The organism is Anabaena catenula FACHB-362 (assembly GCF_014698735.1).
Classification (GTDB): Bacteria; Cyanobacteriota; Cyanobacteriia; order Cyanobacteriales; family Nostocaceae; genus Anabaena; species Anabaena variabilis_A.
Genome location: NZ_JACJTQ010000008.1, coordinates 79,827 through 104,358, shown reverse-complemented (window position 1 = coordinate 104,358; position 24,532 = coordinate 79,827). Strand labels below are relative to the sequence as shown.

At 39.5% G+C, this 24,532-nt stretch carries 24 protein-coding genes and 1 pseudogene; 8 read left to right on the top strand and 17 right to left on the bottom strand.

The window, feature by feature from the left end:
* Window positions 1–269: 269 nt before the first annotated feature.
* Complete coding sequence (locus H6G68_RS08075) at window positions 270–1,478, top strand: glycosyltransferase family 4 protein (protein ID WP_190906157.1); 1,209 nt, start codon at window positions 270–272, stop codon at window positions 1,476–1,478.
* Window positions 1,479–1,642: 164 nt separating this feature from the next.
* The gene (locus H6G68_RS08070) at window positions 1,643–2,689 is read left to right on the top strand and encodes a cyanophycinase (RefSeq protein ID WP_190906156.1); all 1,047 of its coding nucleotides are present in this window, start codon (window positions 1,643–1,645) and stop codon (window positions 2,687–2,689) included.
* A 196-nt stretch (window positions 2,690–2,885) separates the two neighbouring features.
* On the opposite strand, the gene H6G68_RS27115 is transcribed toward H6G68_RS08070, so the two are convergent.
* The 6 genes from H6G68_RS27115 to H6G68_RS08040 form a co-directional block, all read right to left on the bottom strand.
* On the bottom strand, window positions 2,886–2,999 hold the full coding sequence (locus H6G68_RS27115; RefSeq protein ID WP_242045177.1) for a type II toxin-antitoxin system HicA family toxin: 114 nt from the start codon (window positions 2,997–2,999) through the stop codon (window positions 2,886–2,888).
* Window positions 2,992–3,201 (bottom strand): type II toxin-antitoxin system HicB family antitoxin, encoded by a 210-nt coding sequence (locus H6G68_RS08060; RefSeq protein WP_071189842.1) that lies wholly within the window; start codon window positions 3,199–3,201, stop codon window positions 2,992–2,994. Before H6G68_RS08060 ends, H6G68_RS27115 begins: the two co-directional genes overlap by 8 nt.
* A gap of 142 nt (window positions 3,202–3,343) precedes the next feature.
* A complete protein-coding gene (locus H6G68_RS08055) occupies window positions 3,344–4,513 on the bottom strand; it encodes an IscS subfamily cysteine desulfurase (protein ID WP_190906155.1) in 1,170 nt (389 codons plus the stop codon).
* Window positions 4,514–5,061: 548 nt separating this feature from the next.
* The gene (locus H6G68_RS08050; RefSeq protein WP_190906154.1) at window positions 5,062–5,481 is read right to left on the bottom strand and encodes an NUDIX hydrolase; all 420 of its coding nucleotides are present in this window, start codon (window positions 5,479–5,481) and stop codon (window positions 5,062–5,064) included.
* Window positions 5,482–5,801: 320 nt separating this feature from the next.
* Entirely contained in the window at window positions 5,802–6,257 is a 456-nt protein-coding gene (locus H6G68_RS08045) for a cupin domain-containing protein (RefSeq protein ID WP_190906153.1), read from the bottom strand.
* An 81-nt stretch (window positions 6,258–6,338) separates the two neighbouring features.
* Window positions 6,339–7,121, bottom strand: coding sequence for a cysteine hydrolase family protein (locus H6G68_RS08040; RefSeq protein ID WP_190906152.1), 783 nt, complete (start codon window positions 7,119–7,121; stop codon window positions 6,339–6,341).
* Between the two features lie 83 nt (window positions 7,122–7,204).
* Here H6G68_RS08040 and H6G68_RS08035 point away from each other — a divergent pair, with 83 nt between their 5' ends.
* The 3 genes from H6G68_RS08035 (at window position 7,205) to H6G68_RS08025 (ending at window position 11,041) form a co-directional block, all read left to right on the top strand.
* The gene (locus H6G68_RS08035) at window positions 7,205–8,602 is read left to right on the top strand and encodes an amidohydrolase (RefSeq protein WP_190906151.1); all 1,398 of its coding nucleotides are present in this window, start codon (window positions 7,205–7,207) and stop codon (window positions 8,600–8,602) included.
* A 130-nt stretch (window positions 8,603–8,732) separates the two neighbouring features.
* Complete coding sequence (locus H6G68_RS08030; RefSeq protein WP_199332533.1) at window positions 8,733–8,948, top strand: pentapeptide repeat-containing protein; 216 nt, start codon at window positions 8,733–8,735, stop codon at window positions 8,946–8,948.
* Window positions 8,949–9,013: 65 nt separating this feature from the next.
* The gene (locus tag H6G68_RS08025) at window positions 9,014–11,041 is read left to right on the top strand and encodes a glycoside hydrolase family 10-like protein (protein ID WP_190906150.1); all 2,028 of its coding nucleotides are present in this window, start codon (window positions 9,014–9,016) and stop codon (window positions 11,039–11,041) included.
* Between the two features lie 116 nt (window positions 11,042–11,157).
* Here the strand turns inward: H6G68_RS08025 and H6G68_RS08020 are convergent, their stop codons facing one another.
* A complete protein-coding gene (locus H6G68_RS08020) occupies window positions 11,158–12,591 on the bottom strand; it encodes an adenylate/guanylate cyclase domain-containing protein (RefSeq protein ID WP_190906149.1) in 1,434 nt (477 codons plus the stop codon).
* Between the two features lie 93 nt (window positions 12,592–12,684).
* On the bottom strand, window positions 12,685–13,188 hold the full coding sequence (locus tag H6G68_RS08015) for a pentapeptide repeat-containing protein (protein WP_190906148.1): 504 nt from the start codon (window positions 13,186–13,188) through the stop codon (window positions 12,685–12,687).
* 14 nt (window positions 13,189–13,202) lie between these two features.
* Here H6G68_RS08015 and H6G68_RS08010 point away from each other — a divergent pair, with 14 nt between their 5' ends.
* Window positions 13,203–13,697: a YraN family protein gene (locus tag H6G68_RS08010; RefSeq protein WP_190906147.1), complete on the top strand. Its 495-nt coding sequence runs from the start codon at window positions 13,203–13,205 to the stop codon at window positions 13,695–13,697.
* Window positions 13,698–13,824: 127 nt separating this feature from the next.
* Entirely contained in the window at window positions 13,825–14,694 is an 870-nt protein-coding gene (locus H6G68_RS08005) for a DUF5895 domain-containing protein (protein WP_190906200.1), read from the top strand.
* 118 nt (window positions 14,695–14,812) lie between these two features.
* Here the strand turns inward: H6G68_RS08005 and mltA are convergent, their stop codons facing one another.
* The 7 genes from mltA to H6G68_RS27870 all read right to left on the bottom strand — a co-directional run bounded on the left by mltA (window position 14,813) and on the right by H6G68_RS27870 (window position 22,792).
* A complete protein-coding gene (gene mltA, locus H6G68_RS08000) occupies window positions 14,813–16,027 on the bottom strand; it encodes a murein transglycosylase A (protein WP_190906199.1) in 1,215 nt (404 codons plus the stop codon).
* Complete coding sequence (locus H6G68_RS07995) at window positions 16,027–16,275, bottom strand: hypothetical protein (protein WP_016949444.1); 249 nt, start codon at window positions 16,273–16,275, stop codon at window positions 16,027–16,029. The genes mltA and H6G68_RS07995 overlap by 1 nt, the downstream gene beginning before the upstream one ends.
* 242 nt (window positions 16,276–16,517) lie before the next feature.
* A complete protein-coding gene (locus H6G68_RS07990; protein ID WP_190906146.1) occupies window positions 16,518–17,288 on the bottom strand; it encodes a hypothetical protein in 771 nt (256 codons plus the stop codon).
* Between the two features lie 811 nt (window positions 17,289–18,099).
* Complete coding sequence (locus tag H6G68_RS07985) at window positions 18,100–20,844, bottom strand: GAF domain-containing sensor histidine kinase (protein WP_190906145.1); 2,745 nt, start codon at window positions 20,842–20,844, stop codon at window positions 18,100–18,102.
* 674 nt (window positions 20,845–21,518) lie between these two features.
* Window positions 21,519–21,992, bottom strand: a complete 474-nt coding sequence (locus H6G68_RS07980) for an NADAR family protein (RefSeq protein WP_190906144.1) — start codon at window positions 21,990–21,992, stop codon at window positions 21,519–21,521.
* Between the two features lie 264 nt (window positions 21,993–22,256).
* Complete coding sequence (locus H6G68_RS27875) at window positions 22,257–22,379, bottom strand: tyrosine-type recombinase/integrase (RefSeq protein ID WP_199332539.1); 123 nt, start codon at window positions 22,377–22,379, stop codon at window positions 22,257–22,259.
* A gap of 281 nt (window positions 22,380–22,660) precedes the next feature.
* Window positions 22,661–22,792: an IS1096 element passenger TnpR family protein gene (locus tag H6G68_RS27870; protein WP_422595717.1), complete on the bottom strand. Its 132-nt coding sequence runs from the start codon at window positions 22,790–22,792 to the stop codon at window positions 22,661–22,663.
* Between the two features lie 68 nt (window positions 22,793–22,860).
* Here H6G68_RS27870 and H6G68_RS07965 point away from each other — a divergent pair.
* A pseudogene (locus H6G68_RS07965) lies at window positions 22,861–23,149 on the top strand (IS66 family transposase); the annotation flags it as partial.
* A gap of 235 nt (window positions 23,150–23,384) precedes the next feature.
* Here H6G68_RS07965 and H6G68_RS07960 read toward each other — a convergent pair.
* Window positions 23,385–23,702, bottom strand: coding sequence for a hypothetical protein (locus tag H6G68_RS07960; RefSeq protein WP_190906143.1), 318 nt, complete (start codon window positions 23,700–23,702; stop codon window positions 23,385–23,387).
* Between the two features lie 317 nt (window positions 23,703–24,019).
* On the bottom strand, window positions 24,020–24,397 hold the full coding sequence (locus tag H6G68_RS07955; RefSeq protein ID WP_190906142.1) for a helix-turn-helix domain-containing protein: 378 nt from the start codon (window positions 24,395–24,397) through the stop codon (window positions 24,020–24,022).
* Between the last annotated feature and the right edge of the window lie 135 nt (window positions 24,398–24,532).

Sequence of the window (24,532 nt, the reverse complement as noted above, 5' to 3'; positions counted from 1 at the left end):
TTTGGGTTTCTATAATTTAGTTTATCCTCTGGGAGTGAGCAGTGCGATTGCCTCCAGAACTGCACTCCGCACAATTGCACTCTTTGGGTATTTTAAAATCTCAAATAGTTCCCTAAGTTTGACAATTCTGATAAGCTTTATCAAAAAACATTAAAAAATTCCAAAATTTTATTAACCACCCTTATGCTAATTGCCAGACTTGTATTTTGAGATAAATATAGTTTTTCAAAGTTTTTTTAAGTTTTGTAAATCATCGGGGAGTTGCGTAAATGAAGATACTAGTACTGAGTTGGGAATTTCCGCCCAGGATAGTAGGAGGAATTGCCCGTCATGTAGCAGAATTATACCCAGAACTCGTCAAGCTAGGGCATGAAATCCACCTAATTACACCTGAAGTTAGACAAGCATCATTGTATGAGATAGTTGAAGGAATTCATGTTCATCGCGTACCAGTTTCCCCAAGTAACGACTTTTTCCACTGGGTAGTCAATCTCAACGAAAGTATGGGACATCACGGTGGTAAGTTGATCATCGAGGAAGGGGGATTTGATATTATCCATGCCCATGATTGGTTAGTTGGGGATGCAGCGATCGCTCTCAAGCATACCTTTAAAATCCCCCTCATTGCTACTATCCATGCGACTGAATACGGACGCTATAATGGGATTCACAATGAAACTCAACGCTACATTAGCGATAAAGAAAATTCCTTAGCTTATAACGCTTGGCGCATTATCGTTTGTACTGAATATATGCGTGGGGAAGTAGGAAGAGTGCTACATAGTCCTGGCAACAAAATTGATGTTATTTATAACGGTATTCGACCTGAAAAGAAACAGCACCACGCAGATTTTCATGCTCAAGATTTCCGCCGCCAATTTGCTGATGATCATGAAAAAATCGTTTATTACCTGGGTCGCATGACCTATGAAAAGGGTGTACCAGTATTACTTAATGCTGCTCCCAAGGTACTTTGGGAAATGGGAGGTTATGTTAAATTTGTGATAGTTGGTGGTGGTAATACCGACCATCTAAAAAGCCAAGCTTGGGATTTAGGAATTTGGGACAAATGCTATTTTACAGGTTTTCTATCTGATGATTACTTAGATAAATTTCAAACCATTGCTGACTGTGCAGTTTTTCCTAGTCTTTATGAACCCTTTGGTATTGTTGCGTTAGAAAGTTTTGCTTCTAGAGTACCGGTAGTAGTTTCAGATATAGGTGGTTTTCCTGAAGTAGTGCAACATACAAAAACGGGAATTACCACTTGCGTTAACAACTCCGATTCCCTCGCTTGGGGAATTTTGGAAGTTCTGAAAAATCCAGGTTATGGACAATGGTTAGTGGATAACGCTTATGAAGATTTAGAACGACGTTTTAGTTGGCCGAAATTAGCTAAACAAACAGCAGTGGTTTATGAGAGAGTGGTAAGAGAGCGATCGCTACGCCCTCCACAGGCATCGCAAAGTGATTGGTAGTTAAACACCAAGGAAAAGTTAGGTTTTCCCAGAGTAGCACAGAGAATTAATAATTACTCTGCATTTTTTAGCGCAAAAAAACACTACAAAGCCTGTACGCTGGGAATTTTACCCTTTCTGATGAGAGAGTTAGCAATAATTGCTGTTTGCGCCAAAAGATGAGTATGACAAGAGCATTCCCAAATATGGCAAAGCGTTTGAAGAATGCAAGAACTACGCTGTTGAGGATGGTAAACCGCATTATAGACCGTCTGACAGCAAACTTGAAGCGCTATTTTCGAGATATCACTACCGATGTCCGTCCTCCCTCAGCTAAAACTGGTTATAAATTGCCCCTTTTAGCCGGCCCTGTGCATAATTTGGGTGGGGGTGGTAATGATGTCGATGACGCTATCCAGTGGATGATTAACAGTGTTAGGGGAGGTTCTAACTCTGACACGAAAGTAAATGTTTTAGTAATTCGCGCTGCTGGTGACGATGATTACAATCAGCTAATTTATCGCATGAGAGGGGTAAATTATGTTGAAACTTTAATTATTAGTAACAGACAAGAAGCGAACCGAACGGATATTTTTGATAAAGTCAGAAATGCTGGTGTAATTTTCTTTGCTGGTGGGGATCAATGTGAATATATTCGCAACTGGAAAAATACAAAATTAGAAGTTGCTGTCAAATCAGTTTACGATAAAGGTGGTGCTATTGGTGGCACAAGTGCAGGTGCAATGATTCAAAGTGAATTTGTTTATGATTCTTGCGCTTGTGAAGATAGTATTGAAACTAAGGAAGCACTCGATGATCCCTATGGTCATATTACATTTTCCTACAACTTTTTCCAATGGAAGTATTTGCGGAAAACCATCATCGATACCCACTTTGATGAACGGAAAAGAATGGGTCGAATTATGGTTTTTATTGCCCGTCAAATTCAAGATGGTGTATCTGCAACTGCATTAGGTATAGCCATTAGTGAAGAAACATCTTTACTGGTGGATAAATACGGTATTGCGAAAGTTATGGGGAGAGGTGCAGCGTATTTTGTCTTAGGAGATCATCCACCAGAAGTCTGTCAACCTGGAAGTCCTCTCACCTATTCCGATTATAAAATTTGGAGGGTTCCCAGAGGTGAGACATTCGATTTAAATAAATTACCGTCAACCGGTTATTATCTCAGGAGTGTGAAGCGGGGAAGGTTTGACTCAGATCCTTATTGAGTCATCATTAAACATACATAAGGAATTTAGGTTGTAGGGGTTTAGCAATGCGCTTTACTCCTACTTTATTTTCATGATTATAATTATAGGTTTTCTATAAATTCTTCAGGAGTAACTTGTGCTTGTTTGAGAATACCGCTTAATGTACCTACCTTTAGTTCTTGATGCACTGGAACAACACAACCAATTTCTACATCTAGGGTTTGTTTTTCATCACAACATGACTACCAGTTTGTCTAACTTGGTAAAATCCTAAACGTTCCAATGCCCGAATTGCCTCTTTACTAGAAATTCGTGGTAATTTAGGCATAACTAACCTCAATGCTAGTTACATATCTAGGAGATGTTTCAGGTAAAGGAAATTCTTCTAAATAGAGTCGCGTTGCTTCTTTTAAACCTGCTATTGCTTGTTCGATTGTTTCCCCTTGATCTACAGTGCCAACTTCTGGACATTCAGCTATATACATATTATCTTCTTTGTAAACTATCACGGTAAAACTGCGAATTTTCATAGTTATTATGGCTGGCGTTTACATCTATGCTAACAGTAATATAGCCAACATGGAAATGAATTATAAGGCTAATAATAAAAAGTCCGTTAAAATTTTTATTAAAAAACCCCTATCTATTCAAGAAATCGGGGTTGCAAATTTACTAACAACTAACTACTGAGGAACTTCTTAAACTTTTCACAGTAGAAATCAAATGTTCTGCAACGGTGTCGATTTCCTCAGCAGTATTAAATCTACCAATCCCAAACCGTACCGAAGCATATGCTAACTTTTCCGAATTTCCTAACGCTGTCAACACATAGGAAGGTGCAACATTATTTGAAGAACAAGCAGAACCAGAAGAAACTGCCATAATTGGTTGTAAGCCTAGAGAAAGTGCAGCACCATCTACACCCTCAATACTAATATTCAAATTTCCTGCTAATCTTTTTTCAGGATGTCCATTTAAATGAATTCCCTCCACAGTAGATAACTGTTTCCACAATCTTGATCTTAATTCTCTCAATCGCTGATTTTCTGTTTCTTGTTCTGCTAAAGCAATTTCTACGGCTTTACCAAAACCAACAATTTGCGGTGTATATAACGTACCAGAACGCATACCCCGTTCATGTCCTCCCCCATGTTGTTGGGAAGCAAGTTTAACTCTAGGGTTGCGTCTGCGAACATATAAAGCACCTATACCCTTTGGTCCATATACTTTATGGGCTGTGAGAGACATTAAATCAATGTTCATCTCTTCCACATCTAAGGGAATTTTCCCAATTGCTTGGGCTGCATCTGTATGAAAAACAATTTGACGTTGACGGCACATTTTGCCAATTTCTGCTAAAGGTTGTAAAACCCCAATTTCATTATTTGCCGCCATCACAGATACTAAAATTGTATCATGCCGCAAAGCTTTTTCTAACTGATTTAAATCAATTAATCCATCTTTTTGCACAGGTAAAACTGTCAGACCAAAACCGAGGCTTTTTAAATATTCACAAGGATCTAAAACTGCTTTATGTTCCGTTGCCACAGTCACAATATGTTGACCTTTTTGGAAATAAGCTTCTGCTACACCTTTGATAGCTAAATTATTAGCTTCTGTTGCACCACTCGTAAAAACAATTTCTTCCGGGTTAGCATTAATTGCATTTGCTAAAATTCCCCGTGTTTGTTGAACAGCAGCGTCTGATTCCCAACCATAAACATGACTAATACTAGCTGCGTTACCAAACTTTTCGGTAAAATAGGGAATCATTGTGGCTAGTACCCTTTCATCAACGGGTGTGGTAGCGTGACAATCGAAATAGATAGGACGACTGGACATAGTTAATTCAAAGTGAAGTCAAAATTTAACCTAGTTTTTGTAAGATTTTCAGAACTTGATCAAGTTCATTTTCTCGTAAGTATTCAGGATAGAGAATACAGAAGACGCTACGCAGACCTGCGGTTCAGGAGAATAAAGGCTTTTTTAGTCAACTTTGATGATTTTGATAAAATCTCACCTCTCTCTATTCTTCATTTCATAAGCATTCTGACTCCTGACTCCTGACTCCTGACTCCTGACTCCTGAATTCTTACATTTTCTCGTTTGGACAAAGTGCATTTATCACACACATCATAGGTGGGTATATCTTGTTGAATTTTTGTACTGGGATAAATTGAACCATATTCAGACAATATAGATGATATTTATATTGTAAAAGACATGGACGATAATGTTATTTTATTAACATGACCGAGTGATAAAAAGTTAAAATTACTTAACAGTTTGCCAATTAACACTAAATTAACCGTAACAAAAACAACAAAAGCCCCGGAAAAAGTGGGGCGATTTTATTTAAATATTGCTAATTTATATACAAGAAACAAGGATTAAATTTTCACTTGGTCTTGTGAAGTCTTGAGGATTCTTTTGAGAGAAGTTTTCTTTACTAATCTGGAAGCTTGGTTAATATCTAACCACAGCCGTTCTCTATGCATGGCCTCTGGCCAATCTTCTAAGACTGTATCTACGGGTAACAAAAATAAATTTACTTGATAGATATTACCACCTTTACGATATTTATAAGCACCGATTTTCTCATTATTCACCTGACCAACCACTCCTGCTTCCTCCCACGCTTCTTTGGCCGCTGAATCGTAAGGACTCATTCCCTTGCAAACTCCCCCTTTAGGAATTACCCAGCTTTGACTTTTACGAGTGGTAATCAATAAAATTTCGACTTTTCCATCTTTGACACGATATGGAATAACTCCTGATTGTTTCAAAACTTTGTTGGGTTTTTGGCTCATGGGAATGTATTCCTAATTAATCATTTACTAAATTTTAGTTATTTTAATAGCGATCGCGTCATAGTCAATCTGTCTTTAGGGTTGTTTCCCCAAAGTTGGCAATACTGACTATAAACTCATTGCCTTTAGTTACATATTTCACTAGCTTAACAGCTTCTTCCGTATAATATTTGACCAGAAGTGTGGAATGTTAATTTTTCATCCTCACTGCATCACAGAGATAGAATCCTATTTGATGTATGTACTTATTCACGTCTTGTACTTTCTCAATGAGGGTTGGTGGGCAATGCCCACCCTACCAAATCATGAGGTTTTTAGATTCAGACGAATTTAAAAGGATCTACTCTCCCCAAAACAGCCATATCTTCTGCATCTAATTCTACAGGAATGCCACTGCGAATTAGTTCTGAAAAATCCTCATTGGGAACCATAATCGTCAGTGTATAAAGACGATTATCACCTGTATTTTTAATCAAATGAGTGCCTGTAGGCGGTACTAATAAACTATCTCCAGCTTTGATTGCTACTGTTTTTCCATCACAAATAGCAACTCCTTCTCCTTTGAGAATAAAAAACATTTCCAATGCCCATTGATGACGATTTGGCGGGGTTTGTCCACCGACATCAAATATTTCTACACAACAAGTCAAAGAAGTATTAGCAATTGTGGAATCAAAGATAATTGCTAATCGATTAGAATCACGGGGGCTGATGCGGTATGCTTGGTAATCTTGGGGAGATTTAATAACCGGAATTACACAACGAGTAGCTTGCATATTTCTATTTTGGATTTTAGATTTTAGATTTTAGATTTTGTTATGGGTGAAAACTTGTCCCCATTCCCCAGTCTCTATTTTCTATTGAGAACTGGTGTTATTCAAAGTTGTAGAAATTGCTGTTGAATCTGTCACAAAACCGAAGCATTGTTTGACATTATATAATGTAGCTAACCAACAATATTCAGGGGAAGTTGTGGCGGTGCAGTCTCTGACTAAGATGCAGTCATATCCTAAGAAGTTGGCATCACATAATGTTGTTAAAACACATTGGTCAGCGTTGACACCGGCAAATAATATTGTCGTTATTCCTAAGTTCCGCAGAATACTATCTAAGGGCGTATCCCAAAAGCCACTCATTCGATATTTATCAACGCGAATATCATCTGGTTGCTGTTCGAGTTCGTCTACTACTGCTGCTGCCCAACTACCTGCTTCAAGTACTTTAGCACTGTTGCTGGGGAGTGGATGACCTAATCCTACACCATCACCTGTGGGATTATAGACATGGAGTAAAGCTGAACTAATATTCAGTAAATCAGGACGATTTCCCCAATTTAGCCAAATTATAGGCACGTCAGCCGCCCGTAGTTGTGGTAATAATTTTTGTAACGGTTCGATGGGTTGACGGGCTGGGGTAACATCTACGCCGATATGCGCCAACCAACCATCAGGATGACAAAAGTCGTTTTGCATATCAATAATGATAATGGCGGTTTTTGCCAAATCAAGGCGTAGGGTTTTAGTTTCTGTGGATAAAATCACGGATTGTGGGTTTTTTTGCGGACGAGTAATATCTGCAAAATCTTGATTCACATTCCAAGCATTTGGTGCAACTCCTAAAGTCCGAACGGGTAAATTCATAAATGCCAACACTTAATTATCATTGTTTACGTTGTAACTTGAAAATCTGTTGTCCGTTCAATTACTTAATCAAGGTTAAAATAATGAACTTTACTATCAAAAATGCTGTCATTCCTATTACAGATGGTTACACGACTGTAGATGTTCAGGTTGTCAATGGTATCATCTCCGCCATTGCACCTGATTTAGATGTAATTGGTACAAGAATTAACGGTGAACATAAACTGCTGTTGGCTGGTTTTGTTAACGCCCACACCCATTCTTCTGAAAAGTGGCAACGGGGAGTAATTCCACCTTTGCCGTTAGAATTATGGTTAGCACACCTATATGAATTTGCCCCTTTGGATACGGAACAGGTTTATCTCAGCGCCTTGGGAACGGCAGTAGAAACTTTACTTTCTGGGGGAACTAGTGTAGTCGATCATTTGGTGTTAATTCCCGGAAAAGAGTTAGAAACCATTGCTACAGCCGTTAGCGCTTATCAAGAAATAGGAATTCGGGCTTTTGTCGCACCTCTAATTCAAGATGAATCTCTCAGCGCTGGGATACCTTCAGGGGAATCTTCCCAAATTCATGAGGCTTATTTTCGTTCGACTGCGGAAACTTTGGCAATTATTGAAGAAGCGGTGAGGCTGTTTCATCGTCCAGAGGAGGGTATAACTATTTTAGTTGCACCAACGGGGATTCAGTTGTGTACTGATGCTCTATTTACTGGATGTATTGAGTTAAGTAATCGTTACAATCTTTGTCGTCACTCGCATTTACTGGAGACTAAGGCTCAGAAAAAACTCGCACAAGAAAAATATGGTTGTAGTGCGGTTGAACATTTACAAAGAATTGGCTTTTTGAGCGCTAGTACTAGTTTAGCCCATTGTGTTTGGTTAACTGATGCTGATATTAATATCCTTGCCCAAACTCAATCTACTGTCGTTCATAATCCTTTAAGTAATCTGCGTTTAGGTAGTGGTATTGCCCCAATTTTAAAATATCGTCAAGCTGGTGTAAATGTAACTTTTGGTTGTGATGGTGCTTCTAGTAATGATTCTCAAGATTTGTTAGAAGCTATTAAAATTGGTTCAATTCTGCACAATGTTACAGATTTTGATTATCAATTTTGGATTACTCCCCGTGAAGCTGTAGAAATGGCTTCTTTATGTGGGGCAAAGGGACTAAATATAGATGATAAAATTGGTTCTCTTACTGTAGGCAAACAAGCTGATTTAGTTCTTTATGATTTAACTAATTTATCATTATTACCTCGGACTGATCCCATTGGTTTATTAGTTTTGGGTCGTCCTAGCAATGTTGTGGATAGTGCTTGGGTAAATGGTAAACAAATTATTGCTAATGGTGTAGTTACAACTATTAATGTTGATGAATTGCGGCAAGAATTATTTAACCGCAGTCAGTGGGAAACAACACGCCAATCGGAGAATGTAGCGCAAATGGAAGGGCGTTATCGTCAAGTTATGGGTTTATAAAACGCAGAGGTACGCTGAGGTTAGCGCAGAGGTACACAGAGGGAGTTTTTGTAGTTTAGTTTAATATCTGGAATCGTAAGATGGTTAAGGTTAAGAGTGCGGAGGAGTTATTACATCGCTCAGAACCCATTTGAGTGGTACTATTCTTCTGCAAGCAAATTTAGAAAATGCGCGTCTGCGAGAAGCAAATTTACAAGATGCAAATCTGCGGGGGGCAAATCTTGAAGGTGCAAATTTAATTCGGGTACAATATAATCATAAAACTTTGTTTCCCGAAGGTTTTGATCCTATCAAAGCCACGGGATTACTTATGCGGGATTATTCAATTCCTACTAATTTTATTTAAGAAAGACTTTTGGTTAGTTGGAATCTTCATTAATTGTAAAATCTCAATCACTTTCAAAATATCCTATGGTATCTACTACTACGTCATTCTCCGATATTCAAAATCATTGGGCGCGTTTGTTCGTTCAGGCTTTAGTTCAGCGTCGCATTGTCAATGGATATAGTAATGGGACTTTTCGACCTGATAATCCTGTTACTCGTGGTGAGTTTGCTGCTATCATCGGTTCTGTATTTACGCCCACTAAAAAACGGGAATATATATCTTTTAAAGATGTCGATGAGACATATTGGGCAAAAAATGCCATTAAAAAAGTTTATGAAACTGGATTTCTTGTGGGCTACCCTGATCAGACTTTCCGCCCCAATGATACTATTTCTAGGGGTGATGTCTTAGTCTCTATGGTCAACGGGTTAGAGATTGCTGCTCAGGTAGCACCTGACTTAGTGAGTAAGTTACCACAAATTTATCAAGATGCGGCAGTCATTTCTAGTTATGCTATCAATCAGATTGCGATCGCAACTCGTGTAGGTTGGGTGGCTAATTACCCCAATATTAAAATACTCAACCCGCAAATGGCTGCTACTCGTGCTGAGGTAGCGGTGATGGTATATCAAGCTTTAGTGTATCTGGGGAAAGCGGAAAAAATCGCCTCTGACTATATTGTCGTTCCGCCTCTTGTCCCCACAAATCCACCAACTACACCCACCAATACAATTAGGGTAAATCATCGCCGAGAGTTTCGGGGTGCTTGGGTGACAACTGTGTGGAATAGTGATTGGCCTTCCAAAGCGGGACTTCCTGTGGAACAGCAGAAAGCCGAACTGCTGGAAATTATTAAACAATTACAATCTCTTAATTTTAACGCCCTAGTTTTGCAGGTACGACCAGAGGGAGATGCTTTATACTCTTCCCAGTTAGAACCTTGGAGTGCATGGATTACAGGGACTCAGGGGAAAGCACCAGAACCATTTTATGATCCTTTGGAGTTTGCGATCGCAGAATGTCATAAACGCAATATTGAACTTCATGCTTGGTTCAACCCCTACCGCGCCAAAACTACTATCAAAAGTGGTTCTAATGTCCGTCCCCACATAGCAGTCACAAATCCTGAAGTTGTTTACCAATGGGGTAATCAATTATGGATGGACCCAGGCGCAAAAATAGTTCAAGATCGAGCCTACAATGTAATTATAGATGTTGTCAGCCGCTACGATTTAGATGCCATTCATCTAGATGACTATTTCTATCCTTATCCCATATCTGGTCAATCTTTTCCTGATAGCAAAACCTACGCAGCTTATAAATCAAATGGTGGCACACTCAGCCTAGAAAATTGGCGACGGGAAAACGTAAATCAGATGGTGTTGCGTTTATCTCAGGGAATTAAAAAAACTAAATCTCACGTTAAATTTGGTATTAGTCCCTTTGGCATTTATCGCCCCGGACAACCAGCAGGTATTGTTGGTTTAGATCCCTATAATGTCCTTTATGCTGATTCCAAAAAATGGTTACAAGAAGGTTGGATAGATTATTTAGCCCCCCAACTTTATTGGCGTACTGACCAAACACAACAAAGTTATGAAGTCTTACTAAAATGGTGGACAGAAACTAATACCAAACAACGACATATTTACGCTGGGAACAATATTGGGCAACTGGACGGTAAAGTTTGGAAAAATGAAGAAATACAAAAGCAAATTCTGATTTCTCGCAACCTAGCAGGAAAACTTTCTTTGGGAAATATCTTTTTTAGTATGAGTTCTATCAAAGACAATCGTCAAGGCATAGCTGACCAATTTAAGTCTTATTATCCCCTACCTGCCTTAGTTCCCAGTATGTCATGGCAAAACACCACACCACCACCACCCCCAAAAAATCTCAAATTTGAAAATGGTAAATTAAATTGGCAACCAACTGATAATCAACCTGTGCGTTCTTGGACACTTTATCGCCAAACTGCAAATAATTGGACAATTCAGCGCATTTTATCCGCTGGGACTACCTTTGCTACTGTACAACCCGGAACCTATGCAGTATGTGCAGTGGATAGATTAGGAAATGAGAGTGCGGGTTTGGTGATTACTGTGACTTAATATCCTAATGGCTGACGCGGTGACGCGGGGACGCAGAGAAGTCGGGACGCGGGGATACGGGGAAAATTAAGAATTACCTGTCACCTGTCACCTGTCACCTGTCACCTGTCACCTGTTTACGAATTATTTCTGCTAATTAGCAGATAAGTAGTGACTTCACCTCTACCTTTTACCTGAATTAATCCCCGTTTTTCTAATTTATAATCATCTTTGATATGTAAATAAGTCGTTTCTGATAATTGAATTTTGCCGACAATGCCATGAGATTCCATCCGACTAGCTAGATTAACTGCATCACCCCACAAATCATAACTAAACTTTTTTAAACCAATCACCCCAGCAACTACAGAACCAGTATTAATGCCAATTCGTAATTGAAAAGATTCACCTGTTACTGTTTGAATTTGAGTAATTGCCTGTTGCATATCGAGTGCCATTTGAGCAACCGCTAAGGCATGATCAGCGCGGGGTGTGGGTAAACCACCAACTACCATGTAAGCATCACCAATTGTCTTGATTTTCTCTAAACCATGAAATTCTGCCAATCTATCAAAGCTAGAAAAAATCTCATTGAGAGAGTTGACAAGTTCTATAGGTGTAATGTGCGCTGCTAACCCAGTAAAATTGACAATATCTGCAAAGAGAATAGTGACTTCATCAAATCGTTGAGCGATAGCTACGCTCGCCGCAGGCATCGCACTTTGATTCTGTTTTAACTGTTGGGTAATCTCCGCAGGTAAAATATTTAGCAGCAACCGTTCTGATTTTTCCTGTTCATCCCGTAGAGAAGTTTCCATCAGATGACGAGTGCTAATTTCCGCTCTGACTCTTTGAAACATTTGGCTAAATGCCTCTATCACCTCACCCATCTCATCCCGACGTTTAACAGACAACGTAGAAAAAAGCGGATCATCTCCATCTTCACTAATCGCTTCCCCCGCAGCTACCAAATCATCTCGCAGCAACAAAATCGGCCTAATCACCACTACGCCCAAAGTCAGCATCGTAGTCAGGGTAACAAAAATCGAAATGATTAAAACCAGTCCGGCCACCCTGATTGAAAAGGCATACAATTCTGTTTGTACAGAGGAAGAATCATGACGCACAATCAGGATATACTTCCCAGCTAACATTTGGGCAGACCAAGCCACATCATAGCGCTTTCTATCCGCACTCCGAAACCGAAAAACCTTGGCCTTCCCCAAATTAGTAGCAGAAATGTAGGGTTTTTCCCCAAATGTTCCCACCAATTTCCCATTAGCTTGGTAAATTGCTCCACCTAGAATCACAGATCCAGGTTTGAGTTTGTTAGCTGTAATGCTCAGAATTTCTGAAGCATCTGCACCTTGCTGTATTTTGTAAACAAGGGAAGCAAAAACTTCATCGGAAACATTCTCCAGCTTGGATAATAGCTCATCTTCCCGCCGAAAATAAGAAGGTACCAGAATTGCTAGTTCAATCACTACAATGCTGGTAAATACCCAGGTAACAATGTACCGTGATAGTCTGGCATTAAAAAGCTGTAGGCACAATTTAATAAAGGTTAACATCCAGCTTTCTCCTTCAACAAACAGGTAACACACTGATTACTGATTACTGAGCTTTCTCACTGAAGTATTTATTACCTGAATGTTCCTAGGCAACTAGGGGCAAAATAACGTGTCCCGCGTATCCCTACCTGTAACGGGATTAGTGCCTTTGGCAATCTTACACAATTTTTTTTGCTCATCTGAACGCAGCAGTACATCAGTAAAATCTGCTCCGTCAACTATAGCACCATCAAATCTGGCACTGGCTGCAAATGCACCTTCTAAAACTGCATTAGTTAAATTTGCTTTAATCAGACGCGCAGAATCCAGGGTAGCATTTGTAAGATTAGCCCCCTCTAAGTTTGCTGACTCTAGATTCGCTGCAAAAAAGCTCACACCGCTCAAGTTAGCATGACTGAAATTACTCTGACGGAGATTAGCTTTGGTAAAGCTGGAGTCTGTTAAATCACGTCCAGAAAAATCAGCTTCCACGAGGATTTCTTTGTTGTACTCCAGCGCAAACGCCGTTGATGTTACACCTACTAATGCTGTCATGGGAATGATTACCCACAGCAATAAACTGAGTATAATTGAGCAAATCCGATACTTAGTATTCATGGTATTTTTAATTAATGTCTAAACCTCCACGATCTAATTATCCAGATATTGGTCATTTAGGAGAAGACCTAGTAGCACAATGGTTACAATCTACAGGTTGGGAGGTTTTGCACCGCCGCTTTTCTTCTCGCTGGGGAGAAATCGATATTATCGCCCAGTATCACCAGCAAACCGAAACAGCAACCTCCCCAAATACCAAAAATCCAGACTCAATCCTGGCATTTGTAGAAGTAAAAACCCGCAGTGCAGGTAATTGGGATGCTGGAGGTAGAACCGCTATCACCCCAAAAAAGCAAGCAAAACTCTGGCGCACGGCAGAAATGTTTTTGGCTGAATATCCTGAAAAGGCTGATTACCCATGCCGCTTTGATGTGGCTATTGTCTTTTGTCAACGGGTATTAAAAAAGCAGGGTAAAGTTACAGCTATTCCTGAAGCGATCGCAAGTTTATCCACAAATGAACTCACTTTGCAACTGCAAGAATATATTTCAGCGGCTTTTGAGCTATAGTATTTTTTCCGTCTGGAAAATATTTTTTCCCTAGTTGTTACAATCTAAGTCAGACTGTGCCTGATGTCTTCGATAGATGGTACAGAAGTTAAAATTGTAAAATTAAACACGTTTTTATTCTAAAATGATGAAAGCATCTGCTAAGTTCGACTTTGAAGACGAAAAATTTAACGCCCCACCTTCTCAAGTCCTTCCCTGGGGGTTAATGATCAATCCTCGTTATGGAACAGATGGTTTACAGAGTTATGGTTTGGCAATTAGCCAGGATAATGCCCAAGCTGTTGGTTTTACACCAGATGATAATTGGCAACAAATAGACCATGAATTTAGTTCGGGAATGGAAACGGTGTTTATTAGCACTACTCCCCGATTAGTAATTGTGCGTCGTGGTCCATTATCTGTTAAAGACAGAGAAACGGGGATTAAATTGGGTACATTTAAGGATAATTATGATGCTTTTTTAGCTGATAAACTGAAGTTTAAAGTTTTTACTCGTCATCTGATTTTTTTAGTAGGTGAAGATAAAAAGTTTTTACATCAATCTCCTTTGCAATTAACTCTCAGTGGTTCAGCCGGCGCTAGTTTTGGTAAAAATTATTCTGAATACCAACAAGGGAGAGCCATTGGGGGTTTCGTAGCAGAATTAGAAAAGGCTTATGCTGGCTTCCAAAAGAAACCAGTGACTCCCAAAGGCCCTTTATTCCATGCTCATGGAATTTTTTGCCCAATCATTGAATGTGAAGAAAGAGGAATTGAACCAAATACGGCTTTGGTGGCTTCAACTGTAGATTACAAACATCCCACAGTCTCAACTTTAACTGATTATATGATTGCCTCAGATTCTCCAGAATCGGCAATTATTTGTCAGGCTTTTGAAGAACACAAAGAATTTGGTAAAGAAGTGATTAAACCAGAAATTTCTAAGGTGGAAATGGCTGGTGTTACCAATTCTTATGTTTATGCCGATGATGATGAATTTGGTTATCCACCTTATTAGGGACTCTTAAGAGGAAAGGGAGCGGGGAGCAGGGAGCAGGGGGAATAATATTGATCTTTTTTCTGACTCCTGACTCCTGACTCCTGACTCCTGACTCCTGCCCCCTGCCCCCTGCCTCCTATTCTTTGAGTAGTAAATATAACAGTGAACCGTTACCGCCTGTAATGCCCGCGCGATCGCCTGCTAGTTTACCAGTTCCCATGAAATAATCTACTCTTCCTGGGCCTTTAATCGCACTTCCTGTATCTTGATCTAAGACAAAACGACTAACTCTTCGAGACTCCAATCTACCTCCACCCGCAGGATAAGGAAATGAGTTGTTAATCAGTGCTAGTGCGCCAGGAGGCATGAGAGATTTATCTGTGGCAATGGAACGTTCTGCTGTTACAGGTACATTAATACTGCCTGTAGCTGCCGTACCGTTAGTTTCTTGAAAGAAAACAAATCTTTCCCAGCGTGGTAGATAATTATTCATCTCCCTGGGATTTTGGCGGAAATAACTCAGTAACTTAGGCATTGTTAATCCGCTAAGTGGCAGTTTGCCATCTTTTGCTAGTTCTCCCCCGATACTAGTCCAAGGATAATCTGTTCCCCCAGCAAAGCCTACAGAGGTTCTTTTGCCATTTGTTAATTTAATTTGGGCAGAACCTTGGATTTGAATCATGTAGGGATCAAAGCGATTGCGGAACCAAAGCATTTCTAACCCACGCAATTTGCTTTTATTCCCTTTTAAACCATCTTTACCTTCTAAATCAATCCGTTTTGGATGAGGTTTAGCCCATTCTTTAAAATCAGCCGGAACTCGATACAAGGGATATTTATATACTGAAGTTCTCACGCGGCTGGCGGTATACTCCGGCTCGTAATAAGCTGTGAACTTGACAGTACCCTTGCCATCATTGCCTACAGACTGGTAATAGACAAACTCCCGACTCACAGCGGCTTGTAGTTGGGCTGCTGAGGTAGAACTGACAAGCAATTGCCGAAAGCGTAACAAACTCCGACGCACACGATCTAGGGTAATCTCTTTGATTGGATAATTTTGATAAATAGCGATCGCTTTATTCGTTCCCAAATAACGCAAACTATTATCTATTGAAGTTAGCAATGCTTGTTTATCTCCCTGTTTACCCCAAAGTTGCTCATCCCAACCCAAGCAATTTTGGGGGGTACAGCCAGTTTCCACGTTGACAAGTTGCAGTGGTGGTAAGACTTCAGGAGTAGTCGGTATTGGTATCGGCTGTGTAGTTGGAACTTGAGCAACAACTGACCAAAGTGGATTTACAAAGGCAATTCCTAAACTCAAGGATAGCAAAGCAAGGGTTTTTCTCATCATCTTTCAATACTAGAACTAAAAATCGGTTCTACCCGAATACCAACAATCCGGGATGGACGTACCACCATATATTCCCCTTGAATATTTTTAATCGGTACGCTAATAAAATCATTAGAAGCTGACTTTGGCACAAGCTCCCCACTATACCACTTCTGAAAATCTTGAATAGTAGGAAAACGCACTTCTTCCCGATGTCCGCTATCCAACAGGAGGAAAACGGCATATTCATTTGGAGTTCTAGGCATAAATTCACATCATTTTTAATACATCCAACTCATTGTTAACCAGATTACCCCACAATGAAAAGGGGAAGTATACGGGAGAAGTGGCAGATATACCAAAGTATCGCCAGATTTCAGAACTTTTACTTCCTTGGGCATCATGACGCTTCCTGTCCTGAAAACAGTTCCCGCGATTATATAATAGATCCCCTACTTATCAAAGCATTTAGGGATCTGGGTATGACGTTAATTGCTTGAGCAAAAATTCAAAAAAATAATTTAAATCTTGCTAACTGTGTTGCAATACAGCCGGTGAGGATTTTATTTAATTCTCCACCGTCTTGAAATTGTAAATTTTGCTGCATGGGTAAATCAAAGGGAAATTGTCCTTCTAATTCTGGGCGTTGCATTTGTGCTAGTAGAATTTGTTCAGACCGCTTACTTTCGATAGCGTAACCAATTTCTACGCAGACATTGGGACTGGGAATTAGTTGATGAGTTTCCTTACCCTCAACGCTGGTGATAGGTGTAGTATCTGCAATAAATAATAAACTCTTCCTGATTTTCCTCATTATGGCTTGGTTTAGCCGCAGAGGTGCATTACTGGGGCGAGATGATTCTATTAATGTTAGGGGTAAACGCGATTTTGTGTTTAAAGTTTTTAAACTTTCTTGTAGTTCTTCTCTAAGCAGATCACTTGCTGTTGCATACTCAGTTTGAGAGCAGAAAAAAATAGTTGGTTCTAACTGAGCTAACAACGCCTGTTTAGTAAAATAAATTTCATGACTAATCAAGTCAATGTTAGCTACACAATAACCACCGCTACCCTCAATATAAAATTCTGTATTTTCTCCTTCCAGATACCGTCTAAACCAAGTTGATGCTTTAACTTCGTCACTTTCTTCCAAAAAGTCCGCACGCAATCCTGATTTGAGTAAGCTTTTTTTACTCAAGCGAATGTCTGGGGGACGTTTTTCCAATTCTGTAATTGGCTCATAATCCTGTAGATACCACGCTCTGAGCGCAATAATTGACATAAAGGGCTATTTTAACTATCTGTTGCTATTCAATTGTAGTACAAACTTACTCTCTGAGACTAGGAGTATCTGCTTACTCGTCGAGAAGCCACTCATATTGTGTTCGGTTGAATACTTATCATTTAGACTGACGCGGAGACAGAGAGACGCTCTGACGCGGAGAATTTTTTTTGATCAGTGATTAGGCGGGCATGATATCAAAGCTAGTCTATATCTGCGATAGTTATCCTGGGAATCTGATTATATGCAGCTTCATCTTCAGAAAGAGATCATCGATCTCTAATTACAAACAATAACACCCAACATCTACTTGCTTAGTTTATCTCTCCTCTTAATGATTCTATCTAGGGATGTACTACCTTTCATACCCTTGATAAACAAGTTATGAAGATTAGTCACAGCGCCCTCTGATTTTAATCTATCGAGAGAATATCAGCGTTCGCGTTGGGTGTTATGTTGTTTGGACGAGACAGACTTGATTTCAACAGCGATTTTACCTCTTACTAAATTTCCACTCTACTAGCTGTTTTATCTGCCAGGGAAGCTTTTTCTTTAGCTTCAATTATTAGAATAGCACGTGTAGATCAAGGTGAAAATTTCTGCAATGAAACTTTACTTACTCCTTCCCAGTGTAAGATTAGCTATCTTCTTCCTTCTTCTTTCTTTACTTCGCGTCCTTTGCGTCTATCCCTACGGGACGCTGCGCGAACGCGGTTCATTTAATCGGTATTGTTTTGGTGGGAAGGGAGTAATTACGAATTACTTATCCCTAGCGTGACGGTCAGCATTATTACGAAATACGAATTACGAATTACGAATTATTGTGTTCTCCTTGAAATTTGAGAGGAATTTCAATCCAGAACTCTGTACCTTTCCCCGGTGCTGATATACATTCCATGAGTCCACCATGTTTTTCTACAACAATTTGGTAACTAATTGCCAGTCCTAATCCTGTACCTTTACCCACAGGCTTAGTAGTAAAGAATGGGTCAAAAATCCGCTTTTTCACTTCTTCACTCATGCCTGGTCCATTATCTGCAATGCTAACTAACAGATAGGAATTTTGGGCTGATACTCTGGTAGAAATACGAATAGTGGGTGATGGTTTGATATCTGCGGTTTCTAGTCTTTCTTCTATATCATCGGTTAAGACATCAATCGCATTGTTAATCACATTCATGAATACCTGATTCATTTGTCCGGCATAGCATTCCACTTTTGGTAATTTCCCATAGTCTTTGATCACCTCAATGCCAGGAAAATAGCTGTGTGCTTTGAGTCGATGTTGCAAAATCAATAAAGTGTTATCAATACCTTCATGTAAGTCAACACGCTTGTTTTCAGCTTCATCGAGACGGGAGAAATTGCGTAATGATAGGACTATAGAACGGATGCGATCTGATCCTACTTTCATGGATGACATGATTTTTGGTAGGTCTTGGATGAGAAAATTAAAATCTATGGCTTCGATAGTAGAGCGAATTTCACTATGAGGGTTGGGATAATGGGACTGGTAAAGTTGTAAAAGGTTGAGTAGGTCTTCGGTATAGTTGCTGGCATGACAGAGGTTGCCATAGATAAAGTTGACCGGGTTGTTAATTTCGTGGGCTATACCTGCAACTAACTGTCCTAAACCGGACATTTTTTCAGTTTGAATTAATTTGGACTGGGTTTCTTGAAGTTGATGTAGGGTATGCTCTAACTGTGCGGCTTTGGCTGTGGCTTTAGCTTCGGCTATACAACTTTGTTCATAGAGTTGGGCTTGCTGAATTGCGATCGCAGCTTGGTCTGCTAACTGCTGTAACAAATCAATTTCTGCATCTTGCCAAATCCGAGGAGATTCACACTGATGGGCAACCAGCAAACCCCAAAGTTGACTCCCCATTTTAATGGGTACGATCAGGTTAGCTTGGACTTGCATACTTGCCAAGAATTCTCGATGACAAGCACTCAGCGTCTCTGTTGTCACATTGTTAATCTTCTTTACCCTGCCACGTAAGTAAAGACGGGTATACTCTTCAGGAACACATTCCGATGATAACTTCAGTCCCAAAACTGACTGCCAATTACCATTCACCTCTTCTACAATCACCTCACCTTCAGTTTCCCCTCTTAACTGATAAATTAGCACCCGGTCAGAATTGAGTAGGGGACGGACTTCCTGGACTATGGTTTGCAGGATTGTATTCAAGTCCAAGGTGCTGCGAATTTGATCTGTGACTTGCTTGAGTGCCTTAGTCAGCATCAAGGTTTTTTCTATTTCAGCGGTTTGTTCTTGTACCCTGACTTCGAGGTTGGCATTCAATAACTGCAATTCTTGGTATGTTTGCTGTTGCTGGATTGCCATTGAGAAGTTTTGTGACAAAGCTTGTCCTAGTGTGATTTCTTCAGGTGTCCATGCTGGTGCTTGGCCTTTTCTTTCCTCTCGCCAAACGTCAAAGGAAAGGCGCGGTAATTCTTGATACTTATTTTGATCTTGTCTTCCTGCCCAGAGGACTTGACTATCAAATTCTGGGCGAAAAATGCTTAACACACCGATGAAATTTTCGCGGTAGTGTAGGGGAATGACCATTAGCCCCCGAATCTGAGTGGACTGAAAGGCCAGGGCTAAAACTCTCAAAGATGATGCTTTATAAAGGTCGGGAATCGCCCAAATTTGCCCTGGTTTATAATCAGCCATCCAGTTTTGCCACACAGGATGCTGTTCAATTACAGTATTTGCTAATTCATCAGGTAGTTGTGGCTGTTCACCACAGGTATATAGTTCTCCGCTTTGTTCAATATAAAGCCTGCCACCAATACCACTAAAGGAGGAAATTGTTGCTTCTAGGGCTTCTTGTAGTTGGATTGTTGGTAGTTGATGTAGAAGGGTTGTGACTTGGTTAATGATAGCTTCTCGTTGTTGCTTGCCTCTGGCTTCGCTTAGTAGGTTACTTTGAGAAATAGCGATCGCTACCTGATCTGCAATTTGCTGTACTACTTTGAGTTCTCGCCTCAAAATTGTTCGCGGTTGACTGTGGTGGGATACCAGTAATCCCCACAGTTTCGGCTGTGTCGCTTGTCCTTTTGGGTCGTATTCCAAAATTGGCACTACAAACGAAGACTGTACACCCATCGCTTGTAAATATTGAATATGACATGGGTCTACTTGCCGATAGTGAATATTCTGTGTGAGTAAGGGTTTGCCATTTTTTGCTGACTTAAGTGGCGATAACCCGATTGTCCCTCCAGGCACATCTACTATTGAGCGTTGCCTTGCTAACAAGAACATTTCTTTCACTGATGGCGGAATGTCATGGGCAGGAAAATGCAGCCCTAATAAAGATGGCAGACGCTGCATATAATTGGATTCTGCAATGACTTCACCGCTACCATCAGTGTCAAACCGATATATTTTGACTCTATCTGTTCCCAAGAATGAACGAACTTCAGTCACGGTATTTGTTAATATTTCTTGGAGATCGAGCGATCGCCGAATCTGTTTGATCATCCGGTGCAGTAAATTTTCTTGCTCTATGCTTTGCTGCAAACCGTTTGGCTTATCGGTAAAAGTCATTGCTAATCTTCACCTTATCAAAAATATAATTTTTTAAACCCTTTTCCCTGATATGAATTTATGATTCTAACCTTTGTCGATTTATGATCTTTTATTTACTAAAGTTTATTTTAACTACATATAGCAAATTTTAGTTCCATATTTTTTCACCCCTTTCAGTAGAACCACTTAATTTGTCCTTGATTTATAATAAAAGGATCTATATGTTTATAAAGTTTTATGTTCAAAATCTCTTTTCATTATCACTTTCAAGAAATTAATTTAGGTAATTGATCCAGTAAAAATACTTAAGCAGATTCCTTTTTGATCAATAATTAATAATTTATGAAGTTTTGTAGGGAAAATCGCTTTGTATAACTTAATATTGTTAAGTAATTATGCAAACAAAACGAAATAAGCTAGTTTTGCATAACTGCAAGCGCATCTTCCATTGTAAATATTTTAACTTATGAACTGGTGATTACTGGACAAAAAGGGACTCTTGATTAAGAATTGGGGTGAAAAAGAGTGACTTAAGGGACTTCCAATTCAAAAATCAAAAATATCCCATTGCTTTTAGGGGAGGGGGCAGAAGAAAGATAAGGGACTATAAATACTCTCCCCATCCCCGTGTCCCCGTGTCCCCGCGTCTCCGCTTCCCTCCAGCATAGCCGCCTGAGTCCAACGACAAATATTTACGCCGACTTACTGATTGACAAAGAGAGTAACTGACGGATTTCTTCACGCACACTCATCAGGATTTTACCAAGATGATTTTCACCGGTTTTATCCGCACCACAGCCCCAAAAATAATCTGTGGGTGAGTTTTCCACCAGAATTTCATTACCGGTTACCAACAGTACTTCTCGAATCTCTAAATGAGTGAGAAACTTTTTGAGAACAGCTTCTCGCATGACTTGAGTTTTGACTAACTCCCAATCCAAACGTAGTCGATTTTTACTACAACGCCCTAAAGCGGCAGCTTCTTCAGGGGTTGCAGCCGTATGGATTAAGGGTATAATAACCTCATCCTCACTGCCCACAAACTTTTGCGCTTGATAATAATGTTCAACTGTTGGCCAGTAAGTATTCTGAATTTCGATGGGGTGGGGAGAAAAGTTAGAAAAACAGCCATAGGGCTGCCACACTTTGTAAAAGTAAATAGTCATTTCAAAATTTTTGTTTATATATTAAACATAACTTACGCACAAGTCACGGAAAAACTAACCACAGAGGACACAGAGAAATAGGAGTTTGAGAGGTTTTTTGCGTAAGTCCTATTAAATTTTATAATGTCTGTTGAGGGATGGGGTATTGAGGCGTTTTGATAAACCGAGAGCGATTTTTTTCTGGGGAGATGGGACTGGCCATGCAGTAAGAGGAGAGCGATTTTTTTCCGGGGAGATGGGTCAGATAATTGGGGAAAACGCCGGTTAATCATCCCAAAGCCCCTGAAACTTGGTAGATGCAAGTTCGGTATAACGCACCGTATGCTGAATATTTTTATGCCCCAGATAACTCTGTATTATCCGGGTGTCAATGCCACGATTAGCCAGCCAGTTTTTCTATTTTACCAACTTTCGGTACTTGGACGAGTTGTTTGCTCATGACCCAAACGGATGAAAAGCTTGGGGTGTACAAACTGATGTTACCAACTTAGACACGAAAGTTGGATTGATACGATTACTTAAAAACCAAAGCAACTTTCTACAGAAATTTGTGTTGATACAGTAAATTTAATTACATTAATATTGGGTATTTAAGCAGCATCAGACACTCTTCTGATTCTGTTTGTTACCGATTCTAAATCCGGGATACCATTGCTGGAATTTACTAGTTAATTCTTCATTATTGAATATTTTTGTTTTGCCTTCATAAAGCCCCAAGGTCCACCACAGTTTTCTGGTGGACAAAAACCATTACCTGCAATACAGACCGGAGCAGATGACGATAACTTTTGGGGAACAATCTCTTCTACTCGAATTTGATGTCGCTACCAATATCACCACGCACCCATTGCTCTCGTGAGAAATCCGGGTGCGGTCTTTACGAGATAAAGCTCACCTGTGGTGGTACTTTCTTGACCATCCGCAAGTTCCTCATGACAATAATTTGGCAGAACCTTAGGAAGCGCTTGGCTGTTACTAAGCATAAAGTTAGTGGTGGCTCTCGCTCTTTGGAACGTTTTCAAGATACTGCCAATTTATTAACTGTTGTGCAAACTTGTCGTCGTCAAGGTCGCTCTGTGATTCATTTTTTTGAGCAAGCTCTCCAAGCTCAAGTTCATTCCTCTCAACTTGCTCCCTCGTTGATTCCACAATCTTAAACCTCAGGGGAAACGCATCTTATCAATAAGGACAATTTAATCTCAATAATGATCAAAATATTCGCATTAATGCCTACTTATTGATAATACTCTAGTCCATCACTATGACTCTAAAAAAATCAATCAAACGATAAATTGGGATTTCTTCGTTTGTACATTAAAACGGTATTTTGTCAATAAAATTTAGATGCGTTTCCCCTGTCTTAAACCTGAATCCTTACACTTATGCATCCAATTATGCAGGAGTCTTTTGAAGTTCTGGTTGATCATCACTGGGACGAACATATACAGGTGGTTCAGTTATTACTGAAACCAAATTTTCGCTGGAAAAACATAAAGCCACTCGTCCAGCTTCCATCGGAATTTGAAATAAAGTTCGGCTTTCAGTGCCTTGCACTCGACTCAAAATAGTTCCTAATAAATTGCGGAGTAGAGGAGCATCAGATTTCAACACTAAAGTGTACTGATATCCACCACTTAGTTGTAATTTAACAATTACTTCTGCTTGTTCTGTGGTTGCTTCAGATTCACGAGAAACATCAGTCATCATCATGTTATATCTCCAAAAGTAAAATTTTTACGTGTGAAATTAAGCAAGGAGCAGACAACAAAGCTCATTTTCTAGCAATCAGTTATCTTTATTATTTAGAAAATTTGCTACTACAGAAATCGTACCATAAATTACTTAGCAAAAAAATAAAAAAATATTAAATTTGTTTATGATTTGATCAAAGTTTTATTTTTAAACAAAGATAAACAAGCATTATAAATTCTTTAATCTCAACTTAACCTAAGTCAAGTATTATCCTTTGGAATGAGTAAATCAGCGGGGAAATTTATAACTATGTAACGGAAATTCAACAATTAGCATCATTGTTTAAATTTAATACGTTCTGTACTATGTTTTCTTCTTTTTCCCCTAGTGTTCACCCTATTTATAACGGCATAAGCAAGGTCTAATTCTTCCAAAGAAACTATGTCTTCTTCCTCATATTTGGGTCTTCCACCCCTACCTGGTAATTCCCAGAGTTTTTTCAGCCCTACTTTTTGCCATTTATGCAAAACTTCTCTGACTGTTTGTGGAGTCCAATTAAAATGATCTGCTATTTTTTCAACATACCACCCATGTGCATTTAACCTAACTACCTCCGCTCGGTATTTGACTTTCTGTGGCACATCCACAGTTCTCAGGTTTAACAGCGTTTCATCTTGCTTACGAGTTAAAAATACCCTCAAACGAGCGCCCATATCTCAATCACCTTAGTAGATGTATTCTCCGTATTTACTTGTCTTTACATAGTTTGGTTTTTCACGCCGACTTACTTAATACTTACAAACACCCTCTAATGAATTTGGTGTTTTAAATCGCAAAAATAAAATTGA